Here is a 25,555-nt window from a genome sequence, read left to right as displayed (position 1 = left end):
ATGCCGTATCTCTCTTCCTGGGATAGAGGCAATGCGGCCAGTCTGTTTGACCGGATCCGGGGGGAGGGGCTCGTCTCCTCCCCCCAATCGGACGTTGAGGAGCTGATCGACTCGGTCAAACGCCAGCTCGATCAGATCCTCAACACTCGCCCCGGCAATTGCCGCAGCGCGCCCGAGCTCGGTGTCATCGATCTCAATGATGCCACCCAGGGCAGCGCCGACATCCGTGGGCGGATCCGTGAGGCGATCCGGCAATGCATCCGCCGCTATGAGCCGCGGATCATTCATGTGGATGTCCGTTCACCCGACCATCAGGCGAGCCCGCTTGAGATGTCGTTTCAGGTGACGGCCCACGTGAGACTGGAGCATATCGAGCAGGTTACCTCGTTCAACGTCCATATGGACAGCCACCGTCACTACCGCATGGTCTGATCTCAATGTCGCTGGAACATTACTTCAGGGATGAATTGGCATTTTTGCGCCTGCAAGGGCGCGAATTTGCCGATGCGCATCCCGAACTCACCCGTTTCCTGTCGGAGCAAAATACCGATCCGGACGTGGAACGCTTGCTGGAAGGCTTCGCGTTTCTCACCGGCAATCTGCGCGCCAAGATAGAGGATGAGTTCCCCGAGCTGACTCACGGTCTGCTCAATATGCTCTGGCCCAACTATCTGCGCCCCGTGCCCAGCATGACCATCATGCAGTTCTCGGTCATTCCGGGAGCCATCACCCAGCCGGCGCTGGTGAAGCAAGGCTGCCAGCTCGACAGCCTGCCCATGGACGAAGTGACCTGTCACTTCCAGACCAGTCACGATGCCTGGGTCTATCCGGCCGATATCCGCCACATCGCTGCCCAAAGCGGCAACGATCTCTCCACCATTTCGCTGGATATCGCCCTGCATGCCCCCTTGCCATTGAGCGAACTGCAGCTGGACAAGCTGCGTTTCTTCCTCGGTGGCGACAGTTACACCGCCTATGAGCTCTACTTCTGGCTCTCCAACCAGCTCTCCCATATCGAGCTGGAGATCGACGGCAAGCGCTTTCGCCAGGAGGCCAAGGCACTCAAGCCCGTCGGCTTCGAGCGCGACGATGCGCTCCTGCCCTATCCGAACAACGTCTACTCCGGCTACCGGATCCTGCAGGAGTACTTCTGCTTCCCGGAGAGCTTCCTCTTCTTTGAACTCAGCGGTGGCGACTGGCCCAAACAGCCGCTGCCGGTGAGTGAATTCCAGATCCACTTCTGTTTCGACCGGCCCCTGCCGGCGGAACTCAAGATCCGCCCCGACTCCTTCATGCTCAACTGCGTGCCGGCCATCAATTTGTTCCAGCACGACAGCGAGCCGGTCAACCTCAACGGTCGCCAGACGGAGTACCCCCTCAAGGCGAGTTATCGCCATGCGGACAGCTTCGAGATCTTCTCGGTCGATGAGGTCGAGGGCTGGGTCGAGGGCAACCTGGGACGTTCCCGCGGTACGCCGCGCATCTATCAGCCGTTCGAGAGTTTCCAGCACCAGATAGAGCGGGCCAAGCAGCGGCTGGCGCTCTATTACCGGGTGCGGGTCAGAGAGTCGGTGAGCGGCGACGGTTTCGAGCACAGCCTCTCCTTCGTGCGGGGGGATGAAACCACCACAGTCAATCTGGATGAGTCCATCTCTGTCACCCTGACCTGCACCAACCGCTCCCGTGCCGCCCGTCTCAAGGTGGGCAGCATCTGCGTGCCCACCGGCAGCTCGCCCTCGTTTGCCACCTTCCGCAACCTGATCCGGCCGACCCGGCCGTTGCGGCCGGCCCTCGATGGCAGCCTGCACTGGACGCTAATCTCCAACCTCTCGCTCAACTATGTCTCCCTGCTGCGCCGCGATGCCCTGGTGCAGGTGCTGCGCACCTACGATTTTCCGGCACTGCACGACAAGCAGGCGGAGCAGGCGTCGCGCAAGCGGCTGGCGGGGATAGAGCAGATCGAAACCAGCCCGGTGGACAGGCTGGTGCGGGGCATGCCGGTGCGCGGGCTCAAGTCGGTGCTCTCCATCCGCCAGTCCGCCTTTGGCAGCGAAGGGGAGCTCTACCTGTTCAGCACAGTGCTGGCCCACTTCTTCTCGCTGTATGCCAGCGTCAATGCCTTCCACCTCCTTGAGGTGGTCAATCTCGACAACAAGGAGCGTTACCTGTGGCCAGTCCAGATCGGTCAGCACTCCCTGATGTGACGTCCGCCAGGGACGCACCCCGCTTCAGTTTCTTCCAGCTGGTTGAGCTGCTCAACCGGCTGGACGGTACCGATCAGGAGCGCAGGCTGGATCACCTGCCCGGGGATGAGGGGATCCGCTTCAAGGCGACCGCCTCCCTCGGTTTTCCCACCAGCGACGTGCTGCAGATCGGCCGCGATGGCAAGGGGCGCCACGAGCTGGAGGTGGCCTTCCTCGGTCTGCACGGCAGCCAGTCGCCCATGCCCGGCTACTACCTGGACTCCCTGGCGTGGGAGTACGCCCAGGGGGAGCAGAAGCTGGGTCTGTTTCTGGACTTCTTCCACCACCGTCTGCTGACCCTGCTGCACCGGATCTGGCGCAAGTATCGCTATCACGTGCGCTTTCAGGACAACGGCGAGGATGGTTTCTCCCGTCTGATGTTCGCCCTGGTGGGGCTGGGCAACGAGGCGGTCTGCCAGAGCCTGCCGGTCAACCGCGCCAAGATGCTCTCCTATGCGGGGCTGCTGGCCAGCCCCAGCCGCTCCCCCGAGGTGGTGGCCGGTCTGGTGGCCCACTGCTTCGATCTGGCGCAGGTGGAGGTGAGTGCCTGGCAGTGGCGCAGGGTGCCCATTCATCAGGATCAGCAAAACCGGCTGGGCAGCGCCTGCGCCACCCTGGGGGATGATTTTGTCATCGGCGACAAGGTGAATGACTGCGCGGGCAAGTTTTTATTGAAGATCAACAACCTGAGTTTTGGGCAGTTTCTCGGGTTTCTGCCGAACGGGGAGCACTTCCCCGCCCTGGTGACCTTTGTCTCCTTCATCCTGCGCGATCAGCTGGCCTGGGATCTGCGACTTGGTTTCGGCCAGGAGCAGGCCAGGGGGCTGCGGTTGGGGGAGGAGCAGAGTGCCCGCCTGGGGTGGAGTACCTTTCTTGGCCAGCCGCCGAGTGATCCCTTCGTGACCATTTGTGTGCAGGAGTGAATGTGGACGACTTTAACCAGCAACTTTCCCTGGTGGTGCTCAACAGCGAGCAGCTCGACGGCAACCAGCAGGGGCAATACCGCTTCGACGAGATGGGGGGGACCCTGGGGGCCTCCGAGCAGGATGACTGGCAACTGCGCGACAGGTTGGGGGCCGTGATGCCGGCCCACGCCAGGGTCGAGCACCAGGATGGCCGCTTCTGCCTGTGCGATCTGAGCGGCCAGACCTATATCAATGGCGCGACCTCGCCCATAGGGCGGGCCCGCAAGGTACATCTGGAGCAGGGGGACGAGCTCGTCGTCGGCCCGTTCCGGCTGCGGGCCTACCTGGGGGCCATCTCGGCCGAGCAGAGCCTGCAGCAGGTGCTGGGTACGCGCCCGGCCGAGCAGCTCGACGAGTGGCTGACCGGCGATGATCTGGCCAGCCAGCCCATGGCCGATCCGCGTGCCCTGGCCGTCGACCCCCTGCTGGCGCTGCAGCATGAGCGCTCCGCTCTGACCCCGCTGGTCGATGCTCGTCACCAGCCTGACTCGAACCCGCAACCGGGCAGGGAATACCCCTCCCTGTCCCCCTTTTCTGCCGCCGAGAACACCATGAACCAAGAATTTCTGGATATGCCCACCATAGAGAACCATCCCGATTATGCCCATCCGCTGGAGGGGGTCGATCACGTCGCCCTGACTCCGCTGATGCGTGGCCTGGGTCAGCCGTTGCAGTTGCAGGATACCCAGCAGGCTCACGACATGCTCGAAGAGATGGGCAAGACGGTGCGGGCCATGGTGGAGGGGCTGCTGCAACTGCAAAGCGATCAGGCGGCGCTGGCGGACAAGCACCTGCGTCCCATCGAGGACAACCCGCTGCGGCTCGGGCTCGACTATGACGAGACCCTGGCGGTGATGTTTGCCGAGCAGAAGAGCCCGGTGCACCTGACCGCCCCGGCGGCGGTGGCCGAGAGCCTGCGCAATGTGCGCATTCACCACGTGGCAAACCAGCAGGCGATCGGCGCGGCGCTGGACAGCATCCTTCAAGCCTTCTCGCCCGAGGCCCTGCTCGGTCGCTTCGAGCACTACCGCCGCACCGGCACCCCCGGCATGGCCGACGAGGGCTGGGCCTGGAACATGTATCAGCACTACTACCGCGAGCTCACCTCGGCCCGGCAGCAAGGGTTCGACAAGCTGTTCCACCAGGTGTATGCCCAGGCCTATGACCAGGCCGTGCGTCAGCAACAGGGACTGATTTGATGATACGTGCGTTGATGCTGGGGGCCTGTGTGCTGACCCTGGCAGCTTGTACCACCATGGGCAAGATGGCCGACGTGGCCATGAACCCGGACATCCAGGTGGGCAGCAATGACAGCCAGCCCTCCACCCTGGGGCTGAGCCTGGTGGCCGAGCCCGACGTCAACCCCAACGAGAGCGGGGAGGCGGCGCCGATCGAGTTTCAGGTGCTGTTGCTGGCGGAAGATTCCAAGCTGCTCGCCACCGACTACGACCAGGTGACAGAGGACGTGGAGAAGGCCCTTGGCAAGAACTACCTGGATCATCAGGACTACACCCTGCTGCCGGGGCAGTTCAAGTATCTGCCCCCCATCAAGCTGGACGAGAAGACCCGCTACATCGGGGTGATCGCACGTTATGCCGATCCGGACAGCGCCGAGTGGCGCAAGGTCATCAAGGTCAAGAGCAAGGGCGCGGCCTATCAAATCCTGGTTCATCTGCGTCTGGATGAAGTGGAACTGCAACAAGAAGAAGAATAACCATGTCGAGTCGAAATCGGGTTATCTGGCGTGAGGGGCTCTTCATCAAGCCCCAGCACTTCCAGCAACAACAAAGGCATTCGGACTACGCGCTGCACGCTCGCCTGAGCGCGCTCTCCGACTATTTCTACGGCTTGCAGTCGCTGGCCATCAACGAGGATTACCTCGGCTTTGGCCGCATCGCCCTGGTGGGAGCCACCGGCATACTGCCGGACGGCACCGTCTTCAATATTCCCAATGACGACGTGCTGCCATCCCCCCTGGAGGTCACCGACGCCTCGGTGGCGAACCAGAAGGTCTATCTGGCGCTGCCCCTCTCGGTGAGCGGTGTCAACGAGGTGGGGCAGGGGGGGCTGGTCTCCAGCCGGTTGCAGGCCCATCGCCACGACGTGCGGGATCTGCACAGCGAAGGGGGGGACGTGGTCTCCCTCGAGGTGGGAAGGGTCAGCCTGCGGCTGATGCTGGAGCGGGAAGATCGCAGCGCCTATGCCTCCCTTGCCATCGCCCGGATCCTGGACAAGCGCCCGGACGGCGGCCTGGTGCTGGATCCCAACTTCATGCCCTGCAGCATCAGCGTGTCGGCCATCCCGACCCTCAAGCGCTTCCTCGGCGAGTCGGCGGGGCTGGTGGCAGAGCGGGCCCGCAGCCTCTCCCAGCGCATCGCGGCGCCGGGTCAGCAGGGGGTCGCCGATGTGGCCGAGTTCATGATGCTGCAACTGCTCAACCGGGCCCAGCCCCAGCTGTCGCACCTCTCGCGTCTTGGCACCTTGCACCCGGAGCGGCTGCACGAGGCGCTGGTGCAGTTGTGCGGGGAGTTGATGACCTTCACCGACGAGTCACGCCTGCCCCCGGAATTCCCCGCCTATCGTCACGACGATCAGCAGGTGAGCTTCGAGCCGGTGATGCTGGCCCTGCGGCAGGCGCTGAGCACGGTGCTGTCGCCCCGCGCCGTCTCCATCCAGCTGCGCAAGCACCAGTACGGCGTCATGGTGGCCGTGGTGGGAGAGAGCGAGCTGATGCAAAGCGCCGACTTCGTGCTGGCGGTGCGCGCCCGTATGCCCCAGGAGCAGCTGCGCAAGCAGTTGCTGCAACAGACCAAGGTGGCCTCCAGCGACAAGATCCGCGAGCTCATCAGCCTGCAACTGCCCGGCATTCCGCTGCTGCCGCTGCCGGTGGCGCCTCGTCAGCTGCCCTATCACGCCGGTTACAGCTACTTCCAGCTCGATCGGCAGAGCCCGGCCTGGCAGATGCTGGCGGTGGGCAACACGCTCGCCTTCCACATCGCCGGCGATTTCCCGGAGCTCGACATGCAGCTCTGGGCCATCCGTAGCCAGTGATAGCACCAAGGAAACAAGCAAAGATGACCACGGACATTATCAAGAACGAGCAACTGAGCGACCTGCTGTTCGATCATGCCGAGCAGCTGGACATGGACTCGGACCACTGGTTCCGCCTGCGCGGCCAGAGCATCAACCCCATGATAGATGCGGTGACCCCCTTGCTGGGACTGGTACAGCGGGTGCGCCTGCTGTCGCGCCACGACAGGGTGCCCGAGCTCTATCAGCGGGTGGTGACCGAGATCCAGGCCATCGAACAGGAGCTGATGGCCCAGGGTTACGAGAATGGCGTCGTCCTCTCGTTTCGCTACATCCTCTGCACCTTCATCGACGAGGCCGTGATGGGTCGCGACTGGGGCAGCCAGAGCGAATGGTCCGAGCACTCCTTGCTGACCCGTTTTCACAACGAGACCTGGGGCGGCGAGAAGGTGTTCGTGCTGCTGGCCCGCCTGCAGGAAGATCCGGTGCGCTATCGCGACATCCTGGAGTTCATCTATCTGTGTCTCTGCCTCGGTTTCGAGGGGCGCTACAAGGTGATGAGCCAGGGACGGGACGAATTCGAGCGCATCGTCAGGCAGTTGCACAAGCAGCTGGCCCCCGAGGTCGGCGGCGAGGCCCCCAGCGTGTTTCACCTCGACCTCGGTCGTCAGGCCTCCCGCTACCAGCTGCGCAAGCAGGTTTCCCTGCGCAGCCTGTTCATGGGCGGGGCCCTGATCCTGGCCATCATCTTTGGCCTCTATCACCACCAACTCAATAACCAGACCCAGGACGTGCTGCGTCAACTGGGCGAATTATTAAAATAAATACTTAAGGAGAGCACGCCTTGATCCGTATAGAGCTACCCGTACTGGTGGAAAGACTCAACCCCATCTGCCGTCACATGCTGGAGGAGGCCGCGGCCCTCTGCGTCAACCATCAGGGGGCCGAGATCCGCATCGAGCATTTGCTGTTCAAGATGCTGGAGACCCCCCTCAGCGATGTGCGCCAGATCCTGAAAATGGCCGGGGTGGAGGTAGAGGAACTCAAGACACTGCTGCAGCCCTCGAGCGCAGACAGCGGTTATGGCCAGGGGTACCCCTCCTTCTCGCCGCTCCTGGTGGAGTGGCTGCAAGACAGCTGGCTGCTGGCCTCGGCCGAGCTGCAACACGCCCAGCTTCGCAGCGGCGTCATGCTGCTGGTGCTCTTGATGACACCCCAGCGCTACCTGCCGGGGTCGGTGACCCGGCTCCTGGCCAACGTCAATCGGGAGCTGCTGCGCCAGCAGTTCGACGAGTGGGTCAAGGATTCTGCCGAAACCCAGGTCACTGTTTCTGCAAACGGCACCTCGACCCAGGCCGCCTTGCCGGCCGATGCCAGCCTGCTGGCCCGCTTCACCGTCAACGTCACCGAACAGGCCCGTCAGGGCAGCCTGGATCCCGTGCTCTGCCGGGATCATGAAATTGACCTGATGATCGACATCCTCTCCCGTCGTCGCAAGAACAACCCCATAGTGGTGGGGGAGGCGGGGGTCGGCAAGAGTGCCCTCATCGAAGGGTTGGCCCTGCGCATGGTGGCGGGCCAGGTGCCCGAGAAGCTGCGCGGGGTCGAGCTGATGACCCTGGATCTCGGCGCCATGCAGGCCGGTGCCTCGGTCAAGGGGGAGTTCGAGAAGCGCTTCAAGGGGGTGATGCAGGAGGTCAAGGATTCGGTACGTCCTGTCATCCTCTTTATCGATGAGGCCCACACCCTGATCGGGGCCGGCAACCAGGCCGGCGGCCTGGATGTCTCCAACCTCATCAAGCCGGCCCTGGCCCGGGGGGAGCTGCGCACCATAGCCGCCACCACCTGGGGCGAATACAAGAAATACGTGGAAAAAGACGCGGCCCTGTCGCGCCGCTTCCAGCTGGTGAAGGTGGGCGAGCCCAATGCCGACGAAGCCACAGTGATACTGCGCGGCCTGCGCAGCATCTACGAGAAGGCCCATGGGGTGCTCATCGACGAGGAGGCGCTGCAAGCCGCCGCCCAGCTCTCCGCCCGCTACATCTCCGGCCGTCAATTGCCGGACAAGGCGATCGACGTACTCGATACCGCCTGTGCCCGGGTGGCCATCAACCTGACCACGCCGCCGCGCGCCGTCAGCCACCTGCAAAACGCACTGCGCCAGCGTGAGCTGGAGATCCGCCAGCTGGAGCGCCAGAGCCTGATTGGTCTGGGCGACAACGCCGAGCGCCTGGCCGAGTTGCAGGCCGCCCAGCAGGCTTGCCGCGAGTCGCTGGCCGAGCAGGAGGCCCAGTGGCAGCAGCAGCAGGGGTTGGTGCACCAGATTGTCGAGCTGCGCGCCGCCCTGCTCGCCGATCAGCAGGATGAGATGCTGGCCAGAGAGGCGCTGGATCTCGCCGATGCGCCGCTGGATCTGCAAGCCGCCGCCGAGACGCTGGCCGGCCTTGAGCGCGAGCTGGCCGCCCTGCAGCAAGGAGAAGTGCTGGTCTCCGCTCACGTCGACAAGACCCAGATTGCGGCCGTGATCGCCGAGTGGACAGGGGTGCCCCTCAATCGCATCTCCCAGGGGGAACTCGACGTGGTGACCCGGTTGCCGGAGTACCTCGGCGAGCTTATCAAGGGGCAGGATGTGGCGGTGGCCCACCTGCACAAACACCTGCTGACCGCTCGCGCCGACTTGCGCCGCCCGGGCCGACCGCTGGGTGCCTTCCTGCTGGTGGGGCCAAGCGGGGTCGGCAAGACAGAAACCGTGCTGCAGATTGCCGAGCTGATGTTCGGCGGTCGCCAGTACCTGACCACCATCAACATGTCCGAGTATCAGGAGAAGCACACAGTCTCGCGCCTGATTGGCTCGCCGCCCGGCTATGTCGGCTTTGGCGAGGGGGGCGTGCTGACCGAGGCCATTCGTCAGAAGCCTTATTCGGTGGTGCTGCTGGACGAGGTGGAGAAGGCCCATCCGGACGTGCTCAACCTCTTCTATCAGGCGTTCGACAAGGGCGAGCTGGCCGATGGGGAAGGGCGCATCATCGACTGCAAGAACGTGGTCTTCTTCCTCACTTCCAACCTCGGTTTCCAGACCATAGTGGATCATGCCGAGCAGCCGGACGATCTGCTGGATGCGCTCTACCCCGAGCTCGCCGCCTTCTTCAAGCCGGCCCTGCTGGCGCGGATGGAGGTGATCCCCTACCTGCCGCTGGGCCACGATACCCTGGTGCAGATCGTGGGTGGCAAGCTCAACCGTCTGGTCAGGCTGCTCAAGGAGCGTTTCGGTGCCGAGGTGGTGCTGGAAGAGGAGGTGGCCGAGGAGATATTGCGCCGCGCCAATCGCAGCGAGAATGGCGCCCGCATGCTGGAATCCGTCATCGACGGTGCCCTGCTGCCCCCTGTCTCCCTGCAACTGCTGCAGCGTCTCTCGGCCGGTGAACCCATCAAGTGCGTCCGTTTCTCGGTGGCCGATCACCAGTTCGTGGCCGAGGTGGAGGGCTGACCATGGAACAAGCCCTCGCCTTTGCCCTCGCCTTGACCCAGCAGCGCGACGAACAGCACCTGTGCCACTGGTGGAGCTCGACCCTGGACGCCAGCTTCCAGCCCAAGGGGATACTGCTTGGCATGCTGGATGTGAGCGGACGCCAGCTCGAATGCACCGGCTGGGTCAAGGGACAGGCCGTTGCCCTGGCCCTGGCGGTGGACGACTTTTCCCACCCGCTCGCCTATGTGCTGCACAAGGCCCAGTCCCGCACCTGGGACTCCCTCCATGGCGGCGCCCGCATAGAGCACGCCGGATTTCGCGCCCTGCTGGGCAATCTCGGTCAGCACTGCGGCCTGCATGCCTTGCCGCTTCTGGACGGCAACGGCAAGCCGTTCGCCGTGCTGGCCATGATGGATGAGGGGGCTGTGTTGCAGGGGTGGGCGGAGAGCCCCGAGCTGGCACAGCTGTCCCAGGTCTTTTGCAACCAGCTAACCCTCATTCGGGATCTGGGGCGCAGCCGCCGGGATCAGAGCGTGCTGCGGGACTCCCTGCGTCAGATGAAGGGGGAGGGAGAGCGGTTGCGCCAGCATGAGAAGCTGCTCGGCGATCAGCTGGTCGGCCAGTCGGCGGTGATCCGTGGGCTGCGCGAGCAGATAAGCCTGGCGGGCCAGCACAAGCTGACCGTGCTCATTCAGGGGGAGACCGGCAGCGGCAAGGAGGTGGTGGCCCGCCTGGTGCACCAGTGCTCGGATCGGGCGGCCAAGCCGTTCGTCGCCATCAACTGCGCCGCCATTCCGGAGAACCTCATCGAGAGCGAGCTGTTCGGTTACCAGAAGGGGGCCTTCTCCGGGGCGCTGGCCAACAAGGCGGGGCTGGTGGCCCAGGCCAATGGCGGCACCCTCTTCCTGGACGAGGTGGGGGACATGCCCGCCGCCATGCAGGCCAAGCTGCTGCGGGTGCTGGAAACCCGCAGCTACCGGCCCCTTGGGGCCGAGCAGGAGTACCACTCCGATTTTCGCCTCATCGCCGCCACCCATCAGCCCCTCAGCCGTCATGTGGAGGAGGGGCAGTTTCGGGCCGACCTCTACCACAGGCTCTGCCAGTGCCTGCTGTTGATTGCTCCCTTGCGGGAGCACATGGACGACGTGCCGCTCTTGTGCCAGCACTTCATGGCCCAGTTTGCCGCTCAGGATGGCAAGACCCTGGCGGGGTTGCAGCGCAAGTTCTTGAAGCAACTGCAAAGTTATGACTTCCCCGGCAACGTGCGAGAGCTGCGCAACCTCTTGGAGGTGGCCTGTGCCCACACCCGCCACGGGGAAGAGGTGGTGCTGGAGGCGCTGCCGCCTGAGCTGCGGGAGCGGGTCTGTGTGGAGCTGCCTGCCTCGATGGACGACTACAACCATATCCGGGATCTGCGCCGGGCCATGCAGCAGTACGAAGCCTCCGTTATCGAGGCGCGCCTGCGCCACTTCCAGGGCAACCGCATGCTGGTGGCCGAGAGCCTCAACATTCCCAAGCGCACCCTGGATCACAAGTGCCAGAAACTGGAGGTGAATTGATGAGCGTCCTCGGCCTATTGCTGCTGGCCGCCGGCAGCGCGGCGCCGCAGCTGGATATGCACGGCTGGCAACAGTGCCGCCGCGAACCCTCTCCCCTGGTGCGGCTCGCCTGCTATGACGCCCTTGGCAGTGGCCCCGACACAGAGTCAGGCGCGGGGGCTATGTCTGCCGCCTGGCAAGCCATCCGGGATCAGGAGCAGAGCCGTACCCCTGACAGCCCACCCTTCCTGCTGCAAAGCGACGAGGGGCGCGGCAGCGAGACGCTCACCCGTCCCGCCTTGCGGGGGGCGACCCTGGCCATAGGGTGCGTCGACAGCATCACCCATATCCGCCTGCGGCTCGATGCGCCCTGGGTCGGCGAGCAGGTGCAGATAGCGCTCGACGGCTCCCCCGGCAACAGCGCCCAGGGCTGGTTTATCCGGGACAAGGGAATGTTGCTGGAGTATGGCCGCGGCCTGCCCGCCATCGAGGAGCTCAAGCGCTGGATTGGCCATCGCGAGCTGCAGGTTCGGGCCGACAACGGCACTCAGGCTCGGGCCGCTAACGGCGTCGTGCTACGGGTCGACTTGAGCGGCCTGAAAGAGGCGCTGGCGCCGCTGCGCCAGCAGTGTCGCTGGTAGGGGGCGCCATGAGTTATCAACACCCCTGGTGTGCCCGGCTGCTCACCCCCTTGCCGGATGAACAGACGAGAGGCGCCGTGCTGGCCGACGAGCCGCGCTGGGACTATGTGGAGACAGAGCTGGTCAAACTGGGATCCCTGGCCCATGGCCAGGTGGATCTCAATGCGGTGGCAGAAGCCTGTCTGGGGTTGCTGGAGAGCCGCACCAAGGACATGCGGGTGCTGGCCCAGTTGCTGCGCTGTTTGCAGCATCCGGCCAAGGCGACCCCCCTGGGGGCCGCGCTCAGTCTGCTGGAAACCTGGATCCAGGCTTATTGGCTGCTGGCCTGGCCCGGCAATGCGAGCCAGAAACAGCGGCTGATGGTGCAAGTCGTCAAGCGCTTCGAGGGGGCTCTGCCACGGGTGAGTGACAGCGCCTCGGCGGCCGAGCTGGCCCAGTTGCTGGCCCAGGCCGAGCAGCTGGAGCGGGTCTGGCTGGCCCTGTGTCCGGACAAGGGCGAGCTGCTCGATCCCCTGCTGATGGGGTTGAAGCGGGCCCAGCGTCAGCAGGTGGCCCAGGCCCAGGCAGATGCCGGTGTGCAACCCGGGAGCAGCGCCGTCGTGGCGACGGCCGCCGCTACCGGCATGGCGGGTTCCATGGTGCTCAGTGGCAGCACCAAGGGATCCGGCGTCGAGATCGACAGCTCCAATGACAGGGCCTGGCGCCAGACCCAGCTCAAGGTGGCGGATCTGCTCATCGAGCGCCAGCCGGAGGCAGCGGTGGGCTATCGCCTGCGTCGTCACGCCATCTGGGCCGGCATCACGACTCCGCCCATGGTGGCCCGGGACAACAAAACCCAGCTGGCCCCCATGTCGGTGGACATGGTGGATGAATATCGCGCTGCCATGAACACCCCCGAGCAGGGGCTCTGGCTGCGCATCGAGCAGAGCCTGACCCTGGCCCCCTACTGGTTCGAGGGGCATCGCCTCTCGGCCGAGGTGGCCCAGAAGCTGGGATTTGCCGCCGTGGCCAAGGCCATCGCAGAGGAGCTCGATGGTTTCTTGCAGCGTCTGCCGGCCTTGCGGGACCTCGCCTTCAGTGACGGCAGCCCCTTCCTCTCCCCCGAATGTGGCCGCTGGCTGCAACCCGTCAGGGGTGGTGGGGGAGGCGAGGGAGAGTCCTGCCTGGCCGAAGAGATAGCCCAGCGCCATGGGGAGCAGGGGGTGGCTGCGGCCCTGGCCCTGCTCGATGAACGTATGGCGCAGATGAAGGAGCCAAGAGATCGCTTTCACGCCCAGCTGGTGCAGGCGGAGCTGTTGGCACAGGAAGGCATGGAGGCGCTTGCGCGTCAGCACTATCAACACTTGTGGCAAGAGGCGAGTCGCCTTGGGCTGTCGCACTGGGAACCCGGGCTGGTCAGCCGTCTGGAGAGCCAGGCGACCCCGTTGTCGAAATAAGTGCCGAAATGAGTCATTGAGTCGGAGTTGGATCACATTTTATGTTCAAAACCATATTTACCTGGTCAAGGCAACAGCTGCCGAAATTGAAACCCTCCTGGCCTCTGCTCGGTGTGGTGCTCTGGGCGCTTGCCCTGATCCTGGCGTGGTGGCTGGGCCCTCGCCTCGAGATCCGTGACGCCAAGCCGTTGGCGCCGCTGTGGGGGCGGGTGGTGTTCACCCTGCTCTGGCTCTGGCTGCTGCTGGGGGTGCTCTCCTGGCGGATGTGGCGCAAGATGCAGCAGCTCAAGGCCGAGCGCCAGCACGAGGTGGTGCTGGAGCAGGATCCGGTCAAGGGGCTGCTCGACAGGCAGGCGCTGTTCCTCGAACGCTGGCTGCAGGCATTGAATACCCATCTGGGCAAAGGGGCGCTCTACGCCATGCCCTGGTACCTGGTGCTGGGGCTGCCCGGCAGCGGCAAGAGCAGCCTTATTCACCGTGCCAACCCGGCCAACAAGCTCAATCCCAGGCTCGACACCGAGCTGCGCGACGTGGCGCAGGATCAGCTGGTGGACTGCTGGCTGGGGGAGCAGGCGGTGATGCTGGATCCCGCCGGCGAGCTCTTGTCCCAGTCCGAACCCGAGCTGGAGCCCCTGGCGCGCAAGCACGAGCGGCTCTGGCTGCACCTGCTGACCTGGCTGTCCGAACATCGTCGTCGTCAGCCCCTCAACGGCCTGGTACTGACAGTGGATCTGGCCTGGCTCTCCCACGCCAGCGTGGCCGAACGCAAGGCCTACGCCCAGCTGATGCGCGCGCGCCTGCAGGAGGTGTCGGCCACCATGAACACCCGGTTGCCGCTCTATGTCACCTTCACCAAGCTCGACCTGCTGCGCGGCTTCGACGTGGTGTATGAGCAGCTTGACAAGGAGGCCCGCGAGGCCGTGCTGGGGGTGACCTTCCAACCCGGTGACGGTCAATCCTGGCAGCAGGATCTGGCCCTGTTCTGGGATCAGTGGGTGGACAACCTCAACCAGAATCTGCCGGAGTTGATGCTGGCCCGGCTCGATGCCGCCCAGCGCAGCGCGCTCTTCTCCTTCGTGCGCCAGCTGGCGGGGCTGAAGGATTATGTCACCAGCCTGCTCGACGAGACCCTGGCCATAGAAGAGAGCAAGCCGCTGCTGGTGCGCGGTGTCTACATCAGCTCCGTCTATCAGCAGGGGGTGCCGTTCGATGCGTTCGCCCAGGCGGCCTCCCGCCGCTACAACCTGCCGGAGCCCATTCACTCCGCCTTGCGCGGGGAGTCCAACACCTATTTCGTGCGCAAGCTCTTTTCCACCATCATCTTCCCCGAGGCCCATCTGGCCGGGGAGAACCGGCTGCACACCCTCTATCGCCGCCGCCGCATGGCCATCGGCCTCGGTTGCTTGTCGCTGTTCTCGGCGCTTCTCATCGGTGGCTGGCACCACTTCTACCGGGTCAACGAGGAGGCGGGTCGCAATGTGCTGACCAAGGCCCAGGCCTTCATGGAGACCAACGAGGTGGCGGACGCCCACGCCTTCGGGGTGAGCCAGCTGCCGCGCCTCAATCTCATTCGCGAGGCGACCCTCTCCTTTGGCAACTACCGCGACCGTACCCCGCTGGTGGCCGACCTTGGCCTCTATCAAGGGGACGAGATTGGCCCCTATGTGGAAGGCTCCTATCTGCAACTGCTGAGCCTGCGCTTCCTGCCGGCCCAGATGCAGGGGCTGCTGGCGGATCTCGAGCAGGCACCGGCCGGCAGCGAGGAGAAGCTCTCCATCCTGCGGGTGATGCGGATGCTCGACGATGCGTCGGGTCGCAACAAGGAGCTGGTGGCGCAATACATGGCCAGCCGCTGGCAGAAGGCCTTCCCGGGACAGGGTGCGGTGCAGGAGCAGCTGATGGGGCATCTGGATTACGCCCTCGATCACACCGACTGGCACGGCGCCCGTGCAGCCCGGGATCAGGGGGCCATCACCGCCTTCGTACCCTTCAAGGAGCCCATCTATGGTGCCCAGCGCGAGCTTGGCAAGCTGCCCATGTATCAACGGGTCTATCAGAACCTGGTGGTGAAGGCGAATGATGTGTTGCCACCGGACCTCTATGTGCGCGACGAGGTGGGACCCACCTTCGACACCGTCTTTGCCCTGCGCAGCGACAGCGCCGGCCAGGTGCCTCGTCTGCTGACCTGGCCCGGTTTCAGCGACTTCTTCCAGAAGCAGGACAAGACGCTGATCGATCTCACCGCCATGGATGCCTGGGTGCTTGGCCAGCGCAAGCTGACTCAGCTGAGCGAGGCGGATCGCAAGGAGATCACCCGTCAGGTCAATGAGCGTTACGTCACCGACTACGTCAACCAGTGGCAAAAACTGCTGACCAATCTGGACGTGCAGACCCTGGAGAGTCCGGAGCAGGCACTGGACGTGCTCTCCGCCATCACAGGCAACGATCAGCCGTTCCAGCGGGTGCTGGCGGCTCGATGACAACACCCGCATTCGCAAGATCTCCGACGTGGAAGGGGATCCGGCCCAGGCCATCACGGCCCGCATAGGTCGCCCCTTCATGGCCACCAACGCGGCGCTGGCTGGCCGGGGTGAGCAGGGCCCGCTCATCTCGGAGGTGAACCAGAAGCTGGTGGAGTTGCAGCACTATCTGGAGCTCATCGTCAACGCCACCGAGCCGGGCCAGTCGGCCTTGAAGGCGGTGCAGCTGCGCCTGACCAACAAGTACGCCGACCCCGTGTTTGCCTTGCAGCAGTATGCCCGTGGCCTGCCGGCCCCGCTGGATCGCTGGGTGGGGCAGATCTCCGATCAGAGCTCGCGGCTGGTCATCGATCTCGCCATGTCCTCCCTCAATCAGGAGTGGCAGGACAAGGTGCTGGCCCCGTTCAACAGCCAGCTGGCGGGGCGCTATCCCTTCGAGCCCGGCTCCGCCAAGGATGTGCCCCTCTCCGAGATGGAGCGCTTCTTCGCGCCGGGCGGGACCCTGGACAGCTTCTACCAGGTCAATCTCAAGCCCATGGTGGAGAGCGGTCTGATGGAGGGGGAGCTGAGCTCGCCCATCCAGGCCGAGCTGGTGAAACAGCTGGATAGAGCCGCCCGCATCCGCCAGATCTTCTTCAGCCAGCAGGGCAACCTGGAGGTGCAGTTCGCCCTCGAGCCCATAGAGCTCACCGCCAACAAGCGGCGCAGCGTGCTGAACCTGGATGGCCAGTTGCTGGAGTACGCCCACGGTCGGCGCACCAAGATCCCGCTGGTGTGGCCCAACACCATGCGCGACGGGGCTGAGAGCAAGATCACCCTGGTGCCGGCTGCCCGCGAGCGCTCGCCGCGCAGCGAAGGCTTCGTCGGCCCCTGGGCCATGTTCCGCCTGATGGACAAGGGGGAGCTGACCCAGGTCAACGAGGCCACCTTCGATGTGCGCTTCCCGGTGGATCAGGGGTCCATGACCTATCGCGTCTATACCGACAGCGCGCAGAACCCCTTCACCGGCGGCCTGTTCAGCCAGTTCAGATTGCCTGAATCCCTCTATTGATCGAGTCGGGGGGACAGAGTGCCCCCGCATTTTGGAAGCTGATATGTCACAGAATCAACAAGGTCAGCAGGCGCTGAAAGTGGGGCGCGACCCCAGAATGTTGCCTGAATACGAGGCGCTGCGAGCGGAGATCAACAAGCTCAGCCACGCCTCCCGTCCCGAGGTGGACTGGCTCAAGATCCATCAGCTCGCGAGCCAGATCTTCGAAAAGCACGGGGTGGATCTGCAGACCGCCATCTATTTCACCCTGGCGCGCTCACGGCTGCAGGGCCTGAGCGGCTTTACCGAGGGGTGCGAGTTTCTCGCCAACCTCATCGTGACCCAGTGGGATAGCTTCTGGCCGCCGGTCCATCAGGAGCGGGCCCGCATCGAGATGCTGGACTGGTTTATCGCCCGCATCAGCGACGTCATTCGCCAGTACCAGATCAGTCACGAGGACAAGCGGCTGGTCTACCGCTGCGAGCGGGCGTTGCAGCTCATCAGCGAGAAGCTGCACAACGCGGGCTTGAGCCGCATTCCCCGGGTCGAGAACCTGGTGCACTTCATCGAGGGCTATACCCACCTCTTTGACGAGACTGAGATCGTCATCGTCTCCGATGAGCCCGGCCTCAAGGATGAGCTGCAGATCCCGCCCATGGTCTTCTTCAAGTCGGATATGGAGAGCGACCAGGGCGCTTCTGCCGGGGTGGCGACCGGGCACCTGCCCCAGGGCAGCATACTGGTGGGCCGGGAGAAGGGGCAGGTCAAACCGACAGTGCTCAAGATTGAGCAGCATAGCAAACAGCGTCCAGCCTGGTTCTGGTTTGGCTGCGGCCTGCTCAGCTGCGCCCTGCCGGTGATGGGCTGGCTTGGCTGGCAGCAGCAGCAGCAGGAGAAGATGGTGGTCGCCCAGCGCTTGCAGCAGCCGGCTGCCGAGTTGCCCAGGGCGCTCAGTTATGACGATATCCGCCAGGCGCGCATCGTGTTGGGGGAACAGGCCCTGCAAGGGATGGAGAGCGATCTGGTGGCCCGTTATCAGAACCAGCTTGCCCGGCTGGAGCAGACCTCGCCGCTCTATTGGTATCGCTATGGCGAGGGACTGCGTGCCTCGCTGCAGATGCTTTACCCCGACTCGCTGGCGGTCAAGTCGCTCGACAAGCAGTGGCAAAGCGCGCTGGCCGGCCAGCAGGGCGACGCTCTCGGCGTGCCGACCTATCTGGATGCCCGCGCCGGGGTGGATGCCCTGCTGGATCAACTGCTGGAGCTGGAGCGCCAGCGCAAGACGGTGACCATCTCCTATCTCAAGTCCCAGCTCTACGAGGTGCAGAAGAACCTGATGCAGAACATTCCGTTCAGCCTGCGCCTCGATGAGCTGGAGGCGAGAAGGGCCGCCCGGGAGCCCATCACGGCGGCGGATCTGAAGGGGCTGGAGAACGAGCTGAAGGCGCTCAATATCCGCCTCTATCAGTTGCAGCAAGGCAATGTTGGTGGGTGATCATGTTGCCCCGAGCAAGATATTGCGCAAGGAATAGAGAAATTCTCTATGTGGGCAAGGTTTTGCCATGTTTTCACGCAGTCCTGTGCCATCCATTGCAGTGCGCTGCGTCATGGTCGGAGTGGCTGGTTGTAATTGACTGATATAAAACAACATTTTCGCGTCATTTGCGTTGGCATGGAGGCTGCTGGACAGCCACCCCAATGTGCATTTACGCCTCCTGCCCACCCGGGTGGGCAGGAGCCATGGCAGGGCCGTCATCCGTGGCGCGCCCTTGCCCACACGGAGAATCCAGATGTGCCCTTCCATTGCATTGCTCGGTGACATAGGCACCGACCACGAGGGATTTCACCCCTCCCCGGTGATTGCCGCCAGCCCCGATGTGTTCCTCGATGGCAAGCCGGTGGCCCGGCAGGGGGATCCGCTGGCCCCCCACGACAAACCCAACAACCCCCCTCATCCGCGCAGCATCTCGGGGGGCGTTGGCTCGGTACTGGTCAATGGCAAGCCCATCGCCGTGACTGGCACCGCCATCGGCTGCGGCGGCGTTGTCATTGGTTCTGGCAGCGGACAGGCAGGATAAGGAGTCACTGATGGCAGACAGCACAGGATTACAATTTACCGTCAAGGTGGGGGCCTTGCCAGAGAGCACCTTTGTGGTGGCGGAGTTTGCCCTGGAAGAGGGGCTGAACCAGCTATTTCGCCTGCACCTCGAACTGGCAAGCCCCGAGCCCGATGTGGATTTCGGCGCCGTGCTGGATCAGCCCTGCGAGCTGCTGGTGTGGTACAACGGAGAGCTGCAGCGCCGGGTGTGCGGGGTAGTGAGCGATTTTGCTCAAGGGGACAGCGGTTTTCGCCGTACCCGCTACCAGCTGCTGGTGCAACCGGCCCTGTGGCGACTGTCGCTTCGCCAGAACTCCCGCATCTTCCAGGCGCAGAAGCCCGACGAAATCCTCAGCATCCTGCTGCAAGAGCACGGCATCACCGACTACGCATTTGCGCTCAAGAACGAGCACGCCAAGCGGGAATATTGCGTCCAGTACCGGGAGACCGACCTCGACTTCGTCAATCGCCTCGCCGCCGAAGAGGGGATGTTCTACTTCCACGAGTTCGAGCAGGGCAAGCACCGCATCGTCTTTGCCGACGATGCGGCGGCCCTGACCGCCGGCCCCGAGCTCTTCTTCAATCTCGGCAACCGCTCCCTGGAGCAAGGGCCCTATGTGCGGCAGTTCCACTACCGGGAGGCGGTGCGGCCTTCTGACGTAGAACTCAAGGACTACAGCTTCAAGACCCCGGCTTACGGCCTCTCCCACAAGAAGGTGGGGGCTGAGCTTGCGCACCAACGGGATACCTACCAGCACTTCGATTTTCCGGGCCGCTACAAGCAGGACCCGCAGCGGCAAGGCCTTTGCCCAACACCGGCTCGATGCGCTGCGCAACGATGCGGTGGCGGGCAGCGGCAAGTCCAACTGCGCGGCCCTGCTGCCGGGCCAGACCTTCGCCCTCACCGAACACCCTAACGGGGCGCTCAATGCCGACTGGCAAATCGTGCGTATCCAGCACACCGGCTTGCAGCCGCAGGCACTGGAAGAGGAGGGGGGCAGCGGCCCCACCGTCTATCACAACGAATTCGGCGTGGTGAAAGCGAGCACCACCTGGCGGGCACGCGTCGATGCCGGGCCCCTCACAAGCCGATGGTGGATGGCCCGCAAATCGCCATGGTGGTGGGCCCCGACGGTGAGGAGATTTACTGCGACGAGCACGGCCGGGTGAAGCTGCAGTTCCCGTGGGACCGCTACGGCTCGAGCAACGACCAGAGCTCCTGCTGGGTGCGAGTCTCCCAGGGCTGGGCCGGCGGTCAGTACGGCATGATGGCCATCCCGCGCATCGGCCACGAGGTCATTGTCTCGTTCCTGAAGGGGGACCCCGACCAGCCCATCGTGACTGGTCGTACCTATCACGCCACCAACGGCCCCCCTACGAGTTGCCGGCCAACAAGACCCGCACAGTGCTGCGCACCGAGACCCACCAGGGTGAAGGGTTCAACGAGCTGCGCTTCGAAGACCAGGCGGGGCAGGAAGAGATCTATATCCACGGTCAGAAAGACCTGAACCTGTTGATAGAAAACGACGCCGCCTGGCATATCAAGCACGACGAGCACAGGGACATCGACAATGAGCGGGTGACCCGCATCAAGGCCAATGACCACCTGACGGTAGAGGGGGAGAAGCGGGACCAGATCAAGGCTGACTATTCCCTGACCGTGGATGCCAGCATGCATCAGAAGCTCGGCCAGTCATTGTTGGTGGAGGCCGGGCAGGAAGTGCATATCAAGGTGGGCGACAAGCTGGTGCTGGAGGCTGGCTCCGAGATCACTCTCAAGGGGGGTGGCAGCTTTGTGAAAGTTGACCCGAGCGGCATCAAGCTGGTCGGCCCCGCCATCAAGCTGAATGCCGGCGGCAGCGCAGGGTCAGGATCCGGCTGGGCAGGAAAAATACCGATTGACCCTAAAATGCTAGAGTCGGTATCTCTCTCTAGAGAGACTGTATTTCAAAAAAGTGCCCTACGTTTTGCAGCAGAGCATGCAAATTTTTTTATGAGTGATCAGTATATGGGGGCACAATACGTCATTAAGGATGCCCAAGAGAATACTGTTTTATCTGGACGTATCAGTGAGGATGGCAAACTTCCTTCATATATACATGATGGCTCCCCGCAAGAAATGACTCTCTATCTTGGCGCGTTAACTTGGACAAGCCAAGAGTTGCCATGGGAGGACGTTCTCGAGGAGGATGAACCAGATGATTATGATTGGAGTGAACTTGATGAGCATTATCTATCAATGTTGGATGATGACAGTAGTTGTTTACTGATGGCTTGGGATCATGATGAAGTTTTTAGAGAGGTTTGAGCGATGAATCAATGGATTGCTTGCCTGTATGATGGAAAAACAAAAACAGCCCAATATCAAGGACTTAAAGGTGCGTGTCTGCTAAGGAAGGGTGGGACTTTGCCTTGGCGAACGAATAATCCTGGCAATCTCAGGCCCAGAATGGTTAATGGAAAACCTCAACCTAAGAAAGTTACGAGTCATATCGGGTTCGCAAAGACAGAGAGTAATGGTTTTTTTCTCATTTTTCCTAGTTATGAAGTAGGATTTGCAGAGTTAAAGAAAAATTTGATTCGTATGCATGGTTATAAAACCGTAGAAAATGGAATCAGAGCGTATGCTCCGTCTCATGAGAACAATACATCGAAATATATATCTGATCTAGAAAAGCTATCAGGTATTTCTCGTTCAAAAACCATAAATAAATTGAGTGTTTCCGAGCTTGATGATGTTGCCCATGCTATAGAGGTTATTGAGGGATATCACAATAATAAGGATGATCGTAAGGAGGTGATAACAAAGCTTAGCAATGTAATTGTAAGTGATGGCTCCAGACCTATTTCAGGTCAAGTTGTAGTCTTGAAAAGTGGTGATATTCAGAAAGAATTCATTACAGATGAACGTGGTTTGGTACCTCCTATACCTCATATTGTATTTACATGTACAATAAACGTATGTGTTCCTAATCCTATAGATGGATCCATGAAGGAAATTGCCATTATTGATCCTAGTGGCCCGGCAAAAAATGTTTTAGCTGTTTTTGATGGGATTGTTGCAAAAGCAAAAACGATGCCTTTAGATCCACCAGTAGGGCAGCCATTACCTGAACGTAAAAAATTTCAGTACACAATAAAATCAGGCGATTCGCTATGGAAGGTTGCCAAGGTATTAAAAACCAGTGTTGATGCCATAGTGAATGCTAACAATATAAAGGATCCCGCTAGAGTCTACCCAGGGACCAAAATATGGATATTGCCAAAAGCTAATAATAGCACTGAACTAATAACTGCTCAGTCTGCAGTGCCAAAGAAACTCCAATCTAAATCGCCTATATCTATAAGTGCAGGAGCTGGGAAAAAGGCTAGCAAAGCGGTAGCAACTGTAGCTATTGATACTACAAGGGATAGCAAAGGAAAACCCTTAGCTACGATACCAATTATTGGGGAAGAGGCGCCTTGGATGAGTATTGCTATTAGGGAGGCAAAAAAATGGCATGGTACCAAGGAGGATAATATTACTGATAATTATCATGCTTTAACTGGCAATGCGTGGCTTAAAAGTTTATCTGGCACGAATAATGCTTGGTGCGCTTCTTTTGTTAGCTATTGTCTACAAGAAGCAGGTTATGCAAAACCTAAAAACTCTCAGAGGGCTAAATCTTTTCTTGAAGATACTTCGAGGTTTGTAGAGATAAAAGATCCTATATATGGCTGTATTGCATGTGGGAGATCACATGTGACTTTTTTTTATGGTGAGGGTAGCAATGGCTTTATAATAGGGTTAGGTGGTAATCAAGGAGATAGTATTAAATTTTCTAATTTTAAAGGGATGAGGTATGTTGTGCCTGTTTCATATTATGAGAAATATAAAACAACTAAAAGCAAGGCTATGAGAAAATTTAATATAGATGAGCTAAACAAAGAGTTTTCAATCAATGAAAAAACTCAAAGAAATGAGAGCACAAGATGAATAAGTTTATTTTTGCTTTTTTATTTGTGGCCTTTTCATCAGCCGCATTTGAGGTTAAGTTAGATGATGGACACTCATTTTTGTTTGTAGTGAAAAAAAACAATCTAGATGTAAAAATGACAGCGAAATCTATAGGAAAAGAAAAAATTGATTTTGAGGTTCATGATTATATTTATAATTGTGAGTTAGACTCAGAATTGTCTTTGATTAAAACCTCCTTGGAAAGCAAGTCTATAGGTGGAGTTCAAACCACCCTTTTCGCCTATCGTATAGGTTGTTTCGGTGGTGTTGAACCTATCCCAATAAAGTATTTTGCATTTCAAAATGGTATTAAATATGCCCTCAGAGGCGAAGAAACGATACAAACGCCAAATGGAAATTATGGCGGAGAAGGAGGGGCTATACCTGGACGGAATCTTAAAAAAAATACCATTCTTTATAAATATATGCGAGATAGATGGAAGAGTATATCACTACGTAAATATGAGGGATAATAAGGAGGGGAATTCTGGGGATGTACAAATCTATTTATCATCTAACACCGGCCTCAAACCGGTGTTTTCTTGTGTCGTCATCAATTTAGAAGGCGTGATCGCAGCTCTTCCAAATAGTTGATTTGGTGGTGTGTCTCTGGCATGGAGGCATTCATTTAAGTGATGAGGGCGATTCAGCTCGGATCCCGACGGATTCCTGGACAAGGCTGACACTGACGGCAAGGAGGGGGGAGACTTTTTCAGTTCCCTCTATGAAGAGCTGGTGACAGATCGGGATGGCGATGGCAGTATCAGTGCCGATGAAATCAAGGCGGCGATGGCTGAGAAAATGGTTGCAGACAAAGTGCGAAAGCTGTTTATTAAGCACGAAAGTGAATGGATAAAGCGCAATACGTGCCCAAGGCTCGAGCAAGAGCTGAAAAACATGCCAAACTTATGCAAATACGTACTGGAAGTCACCAATAAGATGGCCTGGATAGAAGAGGCCACTGCTGTGGTGGGGGATACCAAGCCTTGGTTTATTCATCCTACGGGGATGATGGGGTTAGTGGGAGATATTAACAGTAAGGAGTTGTCACTAAAAATTGATTATGACTTTATTCATACTTTAGAAGGGGGGATGATTTTAAATGGTTATGTACCTGAGCCAGAGAGAAGTCAAAGTAGTGTGACTGTCTCAGTTGGTTTTTACTTAGGTGCAAGGGATTTATCAGACCTTAACAGGCTTAATCTGAAACCGTCTTTGATCTCCAAGCTAACACCATATTTAACTAAGAAAAAACTCGAGGCTGACCGCTTTGTAAAAGCCAATCCTTTAGTTATAACTCCGGATGAAGCAAATGAAATCTACTTGGCTGTAAAGAAACAAAGTACAGAGGATTTAATTAGAAAATATAACTCTGAAAGTGCAGTTAAGTTCGAATCCTTGCCTAAGGAAGCGCAGACTGTTATTGCTTCTGTGGAGTATCAATATGGATCCCTGAAAATTAAAACACCAGCTTTATGGGAACAGGTTGTGAATCAAGAGTGGCAAGATGCATATGACAACCTATTAGATTTTGGTGATGCCTACATTTCAAGAAGACGTAAAGAAGCAAAATATTTAGAGGCTATTCTATGAAACTCTTAGTGATTATTTCCATGTTCTTATCGTTCTTTGTTTCAGCTAAACAAGACACATTTTCAAAATCAGAGTTGCAAGGTATATATGATAATTTAAATATATCAACATTTAGAAGCTCTTTAATGCCTAAGCGAACAAAAGACAAAATATATCTAAGGCAAATGGAATTATCTAATCCAGTTTTTTTTAAAAATGGTTTTTTAATAGAGACCAGTGACTGGAAATATACCTTTACCATTATAGAAAAAAAAGATAAAAATCGAGATGGAACTCTTGATTATGCACTTTGCTTTTCTGATAAATCAACGGTGGGGACATATAGTTCTATGCAACCCATGCTAATATCACCACTAGGTGTCAATGGTCAGTTTATAGCTCTGGCATTTACGGTTGATGGCTGCTGACTCGACTGCAGTAAATATCTATTTTATACATTCATGCTAGCTAGATGAACTGCATAATAATATTTTAGTTAGTAATATTTATATGTCAGTCAGCCATCTCTTGGCTGACTGGTATGTTCTAAAAATTTATTTTTAAGAAAAATAGCCACTCTCTAGCAAATCATAATAATAACCTATGATTTAATACGGTGCTGCTCCAGAACCGTATTGGTGACCTCTTTTATACTTATTTAAGGTATTCAGGATGGAGGCTTCACTATGGACAATGGTTCCCTCTTCGCATTGCTTGTACAGATCTAGTTATAACCTGACAGTGGCCTCAAACCGGAGTTTTTTTACGCTACATTATTGCGCACTTCCTTCGGTATCTATTTCAGGCTTTTCTTGAGCATGTGGTAGGGGGTCGGATCAATTTATATTATCAGAAAAGGAGCTTCGGCGCAGGGATTGTGGAATGAAACTGGCTCTGGTAGGGGGCAAATGATAGCCCACAAAAAGCTCTAACAGGATATAGACGCTTTTTAACCCTACTAGATGCACAACCATTTACTCAGCAGGAAGCCGATAAAAAGTGGTATAGACGGATCTGCCAAGATTGGCGAAAATTTATTGAACAGCGTATAGTAAC

Annotated in this window: 22 protein-coding genes and 1 pseudogene; 22 read left to right on the top strand and 1 reads right to left on the bottom strand. The window is 59.3% G+C overall.

Annotation, left to right across the window (positions count from 1 at the left end; genetic code table 11):
- From tssE to ACF2JD_RS00970, 13 genes and pseudogenes are all read left to right on the top strand, one after another.
- Nucleotides 1-432 (top strand): type VI secretion system baseplate subunit TssE, encoded by a 432-nt coding sequence (gene tssE, locus ACF2JD_RS01030; protein ID WP_025326630.1) that lies wholly within the window; start codon nt 1-3, stop codon nt 430-432.
- Between the two features lie 5 nt (nt 433-437).
- A complete protein-coding gene (gene tssF / locus ACF2JD_RS01025) occupies nt 438-2,204 on the top strand; it encodes a type VI secretion system baseplate subunit TssF (RefSeq protein ID WP_440986579.1) in 1,767 nt (588 codons plus the stop codon).
- Nucleotides 2,168-3,166 carry a type VI secretion system baseplate subunit TssG gene (tssG, locus tag ACF2JD_RS01020; protein ID WP_139744855.1) on the top strand — a complete coding sequence of 333 codons (999 nt, stop codon included), beginning with the start codon at nt 2,168-2,170 and terminating at the stop codon, nt 3,164-3,166. Before tssF ends, tssG begins: the two co-directional genes overlap by 37 nt.
- A 2-nt stretch (nt 3,167-3,168) precedes the next feature.
- Complete coding sequence (gene tagH / locus ACF2JD_RS01015; protein WP_408846834.1) at nt 3,169-4,407, top strand: type VI secretion system-associated FHA domain protein TagH; 1,239 nt, start codon at nt 3,169-3,171, stop codon at nt 4,405-4,407.
- Nucleotides 4,407-4,922, top strand: a complete 516-nt coding sequence (tssJ, locus tag ACF2JD_RS01010) for a type VI secretion system lipoprotein TssJ (protein ID WP_139744853.1) — start codon at nt 4,407-4,409, stop codon at nt 4,920-4,922. The genes tagH and tssJ overlap by 1 nt, the downstream gene beginning before the upstream one ends.
- Before the next feature lie 2 nt (nt 4,923-4,924).
- A complete protein-coding gene (gene tssK / locus ACF2JD_RS01005; protein ID WP_425933743.1) occupies nt 4,925-6,259 on the top strand; it encodes a type VI secretion system baseplate subunit TssK in 1,335 nt (444 codons plus the stop codon).
- Nucleotides 6,260-6,282: 23 nt separating this feature from the next.
- Entirely contained in the window at nt 6,283-7,062 is a 780-nt protein-coding gene (gene icmH / locus ACF2JD_RS01000; protein WP_162519181.1) for a type IVB secretion system protein IcmH/DotU, read from the top strand.
- 20 nt (nt 7,063-7,082) lie between these two features.
- Nucleotides 7,083-9,725, top strand: coding sequence for a type VI secretion system ATPase TssH (gene tssH, locus ACF2JD_RS00995; RefSeq protein WP_440986578.1), 2,643 nt, complete (start codon nt 7,083-7,085; stop codon nt 9,723-9,725).
- 2 nt (nt 9,726-9,727) lie between these two features.
- Nucleotides 9,728-11,266, top strand: coding sequence for a sigma-54 interaction domain-containing protein (locus ACF2JD_RS00990; RefSeq protein WP_394293297.1), 1,539 nt, complete (start codon nt 9,728-9,730; stop codon nt 11,264-11,266).
- Complete coding sequence (gene vasI, locus ACF2JD_RS00985) at nt 11,266-11,886, top strand: type VI secretion system-associated protein VasI (protein WP_440986577.1); 621 nt, start codon at nt 11,266-11,268, stop codon at nt 11,884-11,886. Before ACF2JD_RS00990 ends, vasI begins: the two co-directional genes overlap by 1 nt.
- An 8-nt stretch (nt 11,887-11,894) precedes the next feature.
- Nucleotides 11,895-13,322 carry a type VI secretion system protein TssA gene (gene tssA / locus ACF2JD_RS00980; protein WP_440986576.1) on the top strand — a complete coding sequence of 476 codons (1,428 nt, stop codon included), beginning with the start codon at nt 11,895-11,897 and terminating at the stop codon, nt 13,320-13,322.
- A 41-nt stretch (nt 13,323-13,363) separates the two neighbouring features.
- Nucleotides 13,364-16,853 (top strand): annotated as a pseudogene (tssM, locus tag ACF2JD_RS00975) (type VI secretion system membrane subunit TssM).
- A 43-nt stretch (nt 16,854-16,896) separates the two neighbouring features.
- Nucleotides 16,897-18,327: a VasL domain-containing protein gene (locus ACF2JD_RS00970; RefSeq protein ID WP_440986575.1), complete on the top strand. Its 1,431-nt coding sequence runs from the start codon at nt 16,897-16,899 to the stop codon at nt 18,325-18,327.
- Here the strand turns inward: ACF2JD_RS00970 and ACF2JD_RS00965 are convergent, their stop codons facing one another.
- Entirely contained in the window at nt 18,328-18,483 is a 156-nt protein-coding gene (locus tag ACF2JD_RS00965) for a hypothetical protein (RefSeq protein ID WP_440986574.1), read from the bottom strand. It abuts the gene before it with no gap.
- A 139-nt stretch (nt 18,484-18,622) separates the two neighbouring features.
- Here ACF2JD_RS00965 and ACF2JD_RS00960 point away from each other — a divergent pair, with 139 nt between their 5' ends.
- From ACF2JD_RS00960 to ACF2JD_RS00920, 9 genes are all read left to right on the top strand, one after another.
- Nucleotides 18,623-18,910, top strand: a complete 288-nt coding sequence (locus tag ACF2JD_RS00960) for a type VI secretion system PAAR protein (RefSeq protein ID WP_025326642.1) — start codon at nt 18,623-18,625, stop codon at nt 18,908-18,910.
- A 10-nt stretch (nt 18,911-18,920) separates the two neighbouring features.
- On the top strand, nt 18,921-19,847 hold the full coding sequence (tssI, locus tag ACF2JD_RS00955) for a type VI secretion system tip protein TssI/VgrG (RefSeq protein WP_440986573.1): 927 nt from the start codon (nt 18,921-18,923) through the stop codon (nt 19,845-19,847).
- A complete protein-coding gene (locus tag ACF2JD_RS00950; RefSeq protein WP_440986572.1) occupies nt 19,774-20,100 on the top strand; it encodes a contractile injection system protein, VgrG/Pvc8 family in 327 nt (108 codons plus the stop codon). Before tssI (ACF2JD_RS00955) ends, ACF2JD_RS00950 begins: the two co-directional genes overlap by 74 nt.
- Nucleotides 20,022-20,438: a type VI secretion system tip protein TssI/VgrG gene (gene tssI / locus ACF2JD_RS00945; RefSeq protein ID WP_440986571.1), complete on the top strand. Its 417-nt coding sequence runs from the start codon at nt 20,022-20,024 to the stop codon at nt 20,436-20,438. Before ACF2JD_RS00950 ends, tssI (ACF2JD_RS00945) begins: the two co-directional genes overlap by 79 nt.
- Nucleotides 20,336-21,238, top strand: a complete 903-nt coding sequence (locus ACF2JD_RS00940) for a bacteriophage T4 gp5 trimerisation domain-containing protein (protein ID WP_440986570.1) — start codon at nt 20,336-20,338, stop codon at nt 21,236-21,238. Before tssI (ACF2JD_RS00945) ends, ACF2JD_RS00940 begins: the two co-directional genes overlap by 103 nt.
- Nucleotides 21,239-21,241: 3 nt before the next feature.
- Nucleotides 21,242-22,906 carry a TIGR02594 family protein gene (locus tag ACF2JD_RS00935; protein WP_440986569.1) on the top strand — a complete coding sequence of 555 codons (1,665 nt, stop codon included), beginning with the start codon at nt 21,242-21,244 and terminating at the stop codon, nt 22,904-22,906.
- Nucleotides 22,903-23,400 (top strand): M949_RS01915 family surface polysaccharide biosynthesis protein, encoded by a 498-nt coding sequence (locus tag ACF2JD_RS00930; protein WP_408836442.1) that lies wholly within the window; start codon nt 22,903-22,905, stop codon nt 23,398-23,400. Before ACF2JD_RS00935 ends, ACF2JD_RS00930 begins: the two co-directional genes overlap by 4 nt.
- 262 nt (nt 23,401-23,662) lie before the next feature.
- Nucleotides 23,663-24,520 (top strand): pesticin C-terminus-like muramidase, encoded by an 858-nt coding sequence (locus ACF2JD_RS00925; protein WP_440986568.1) that lies wholly within the window; start codon nt 23,663-23,665, stop codon nt 24,518-24,520.
- Nucleotides 24,517-24,927: a hypothetical protein gene (locus tag ACF2JD_RS00920; RefSeq protein ID WP_440986567.1), complete on the top strand. Its 411-nt coding sequence runs from the start codon at nt 24,517-24,519 to the stop codon at nt 24,925-24,927. Before ACF2JD_RS00925 ends, ACF2JD_RS00920 begins: the two co-directional genes overlap by 4 nt.
- Nucleotides 24,928-25,555 lie beyond the last annotated feature (628 nt).

The sequence above is a fragment of the Aeromonas ichthyocola genome (assembly GCF_046087985.1).
GTDB classification, from domain to species: Bacteria; Pseudomonadota; Gammaproteobacteria; order Enterobacterales; family Aeromonadaceae; genus Aeromonas; species Aeromonas rivipollensis.
This window is presented reverse-complemented; position numbering and strand designations above follow the sequence as displayed.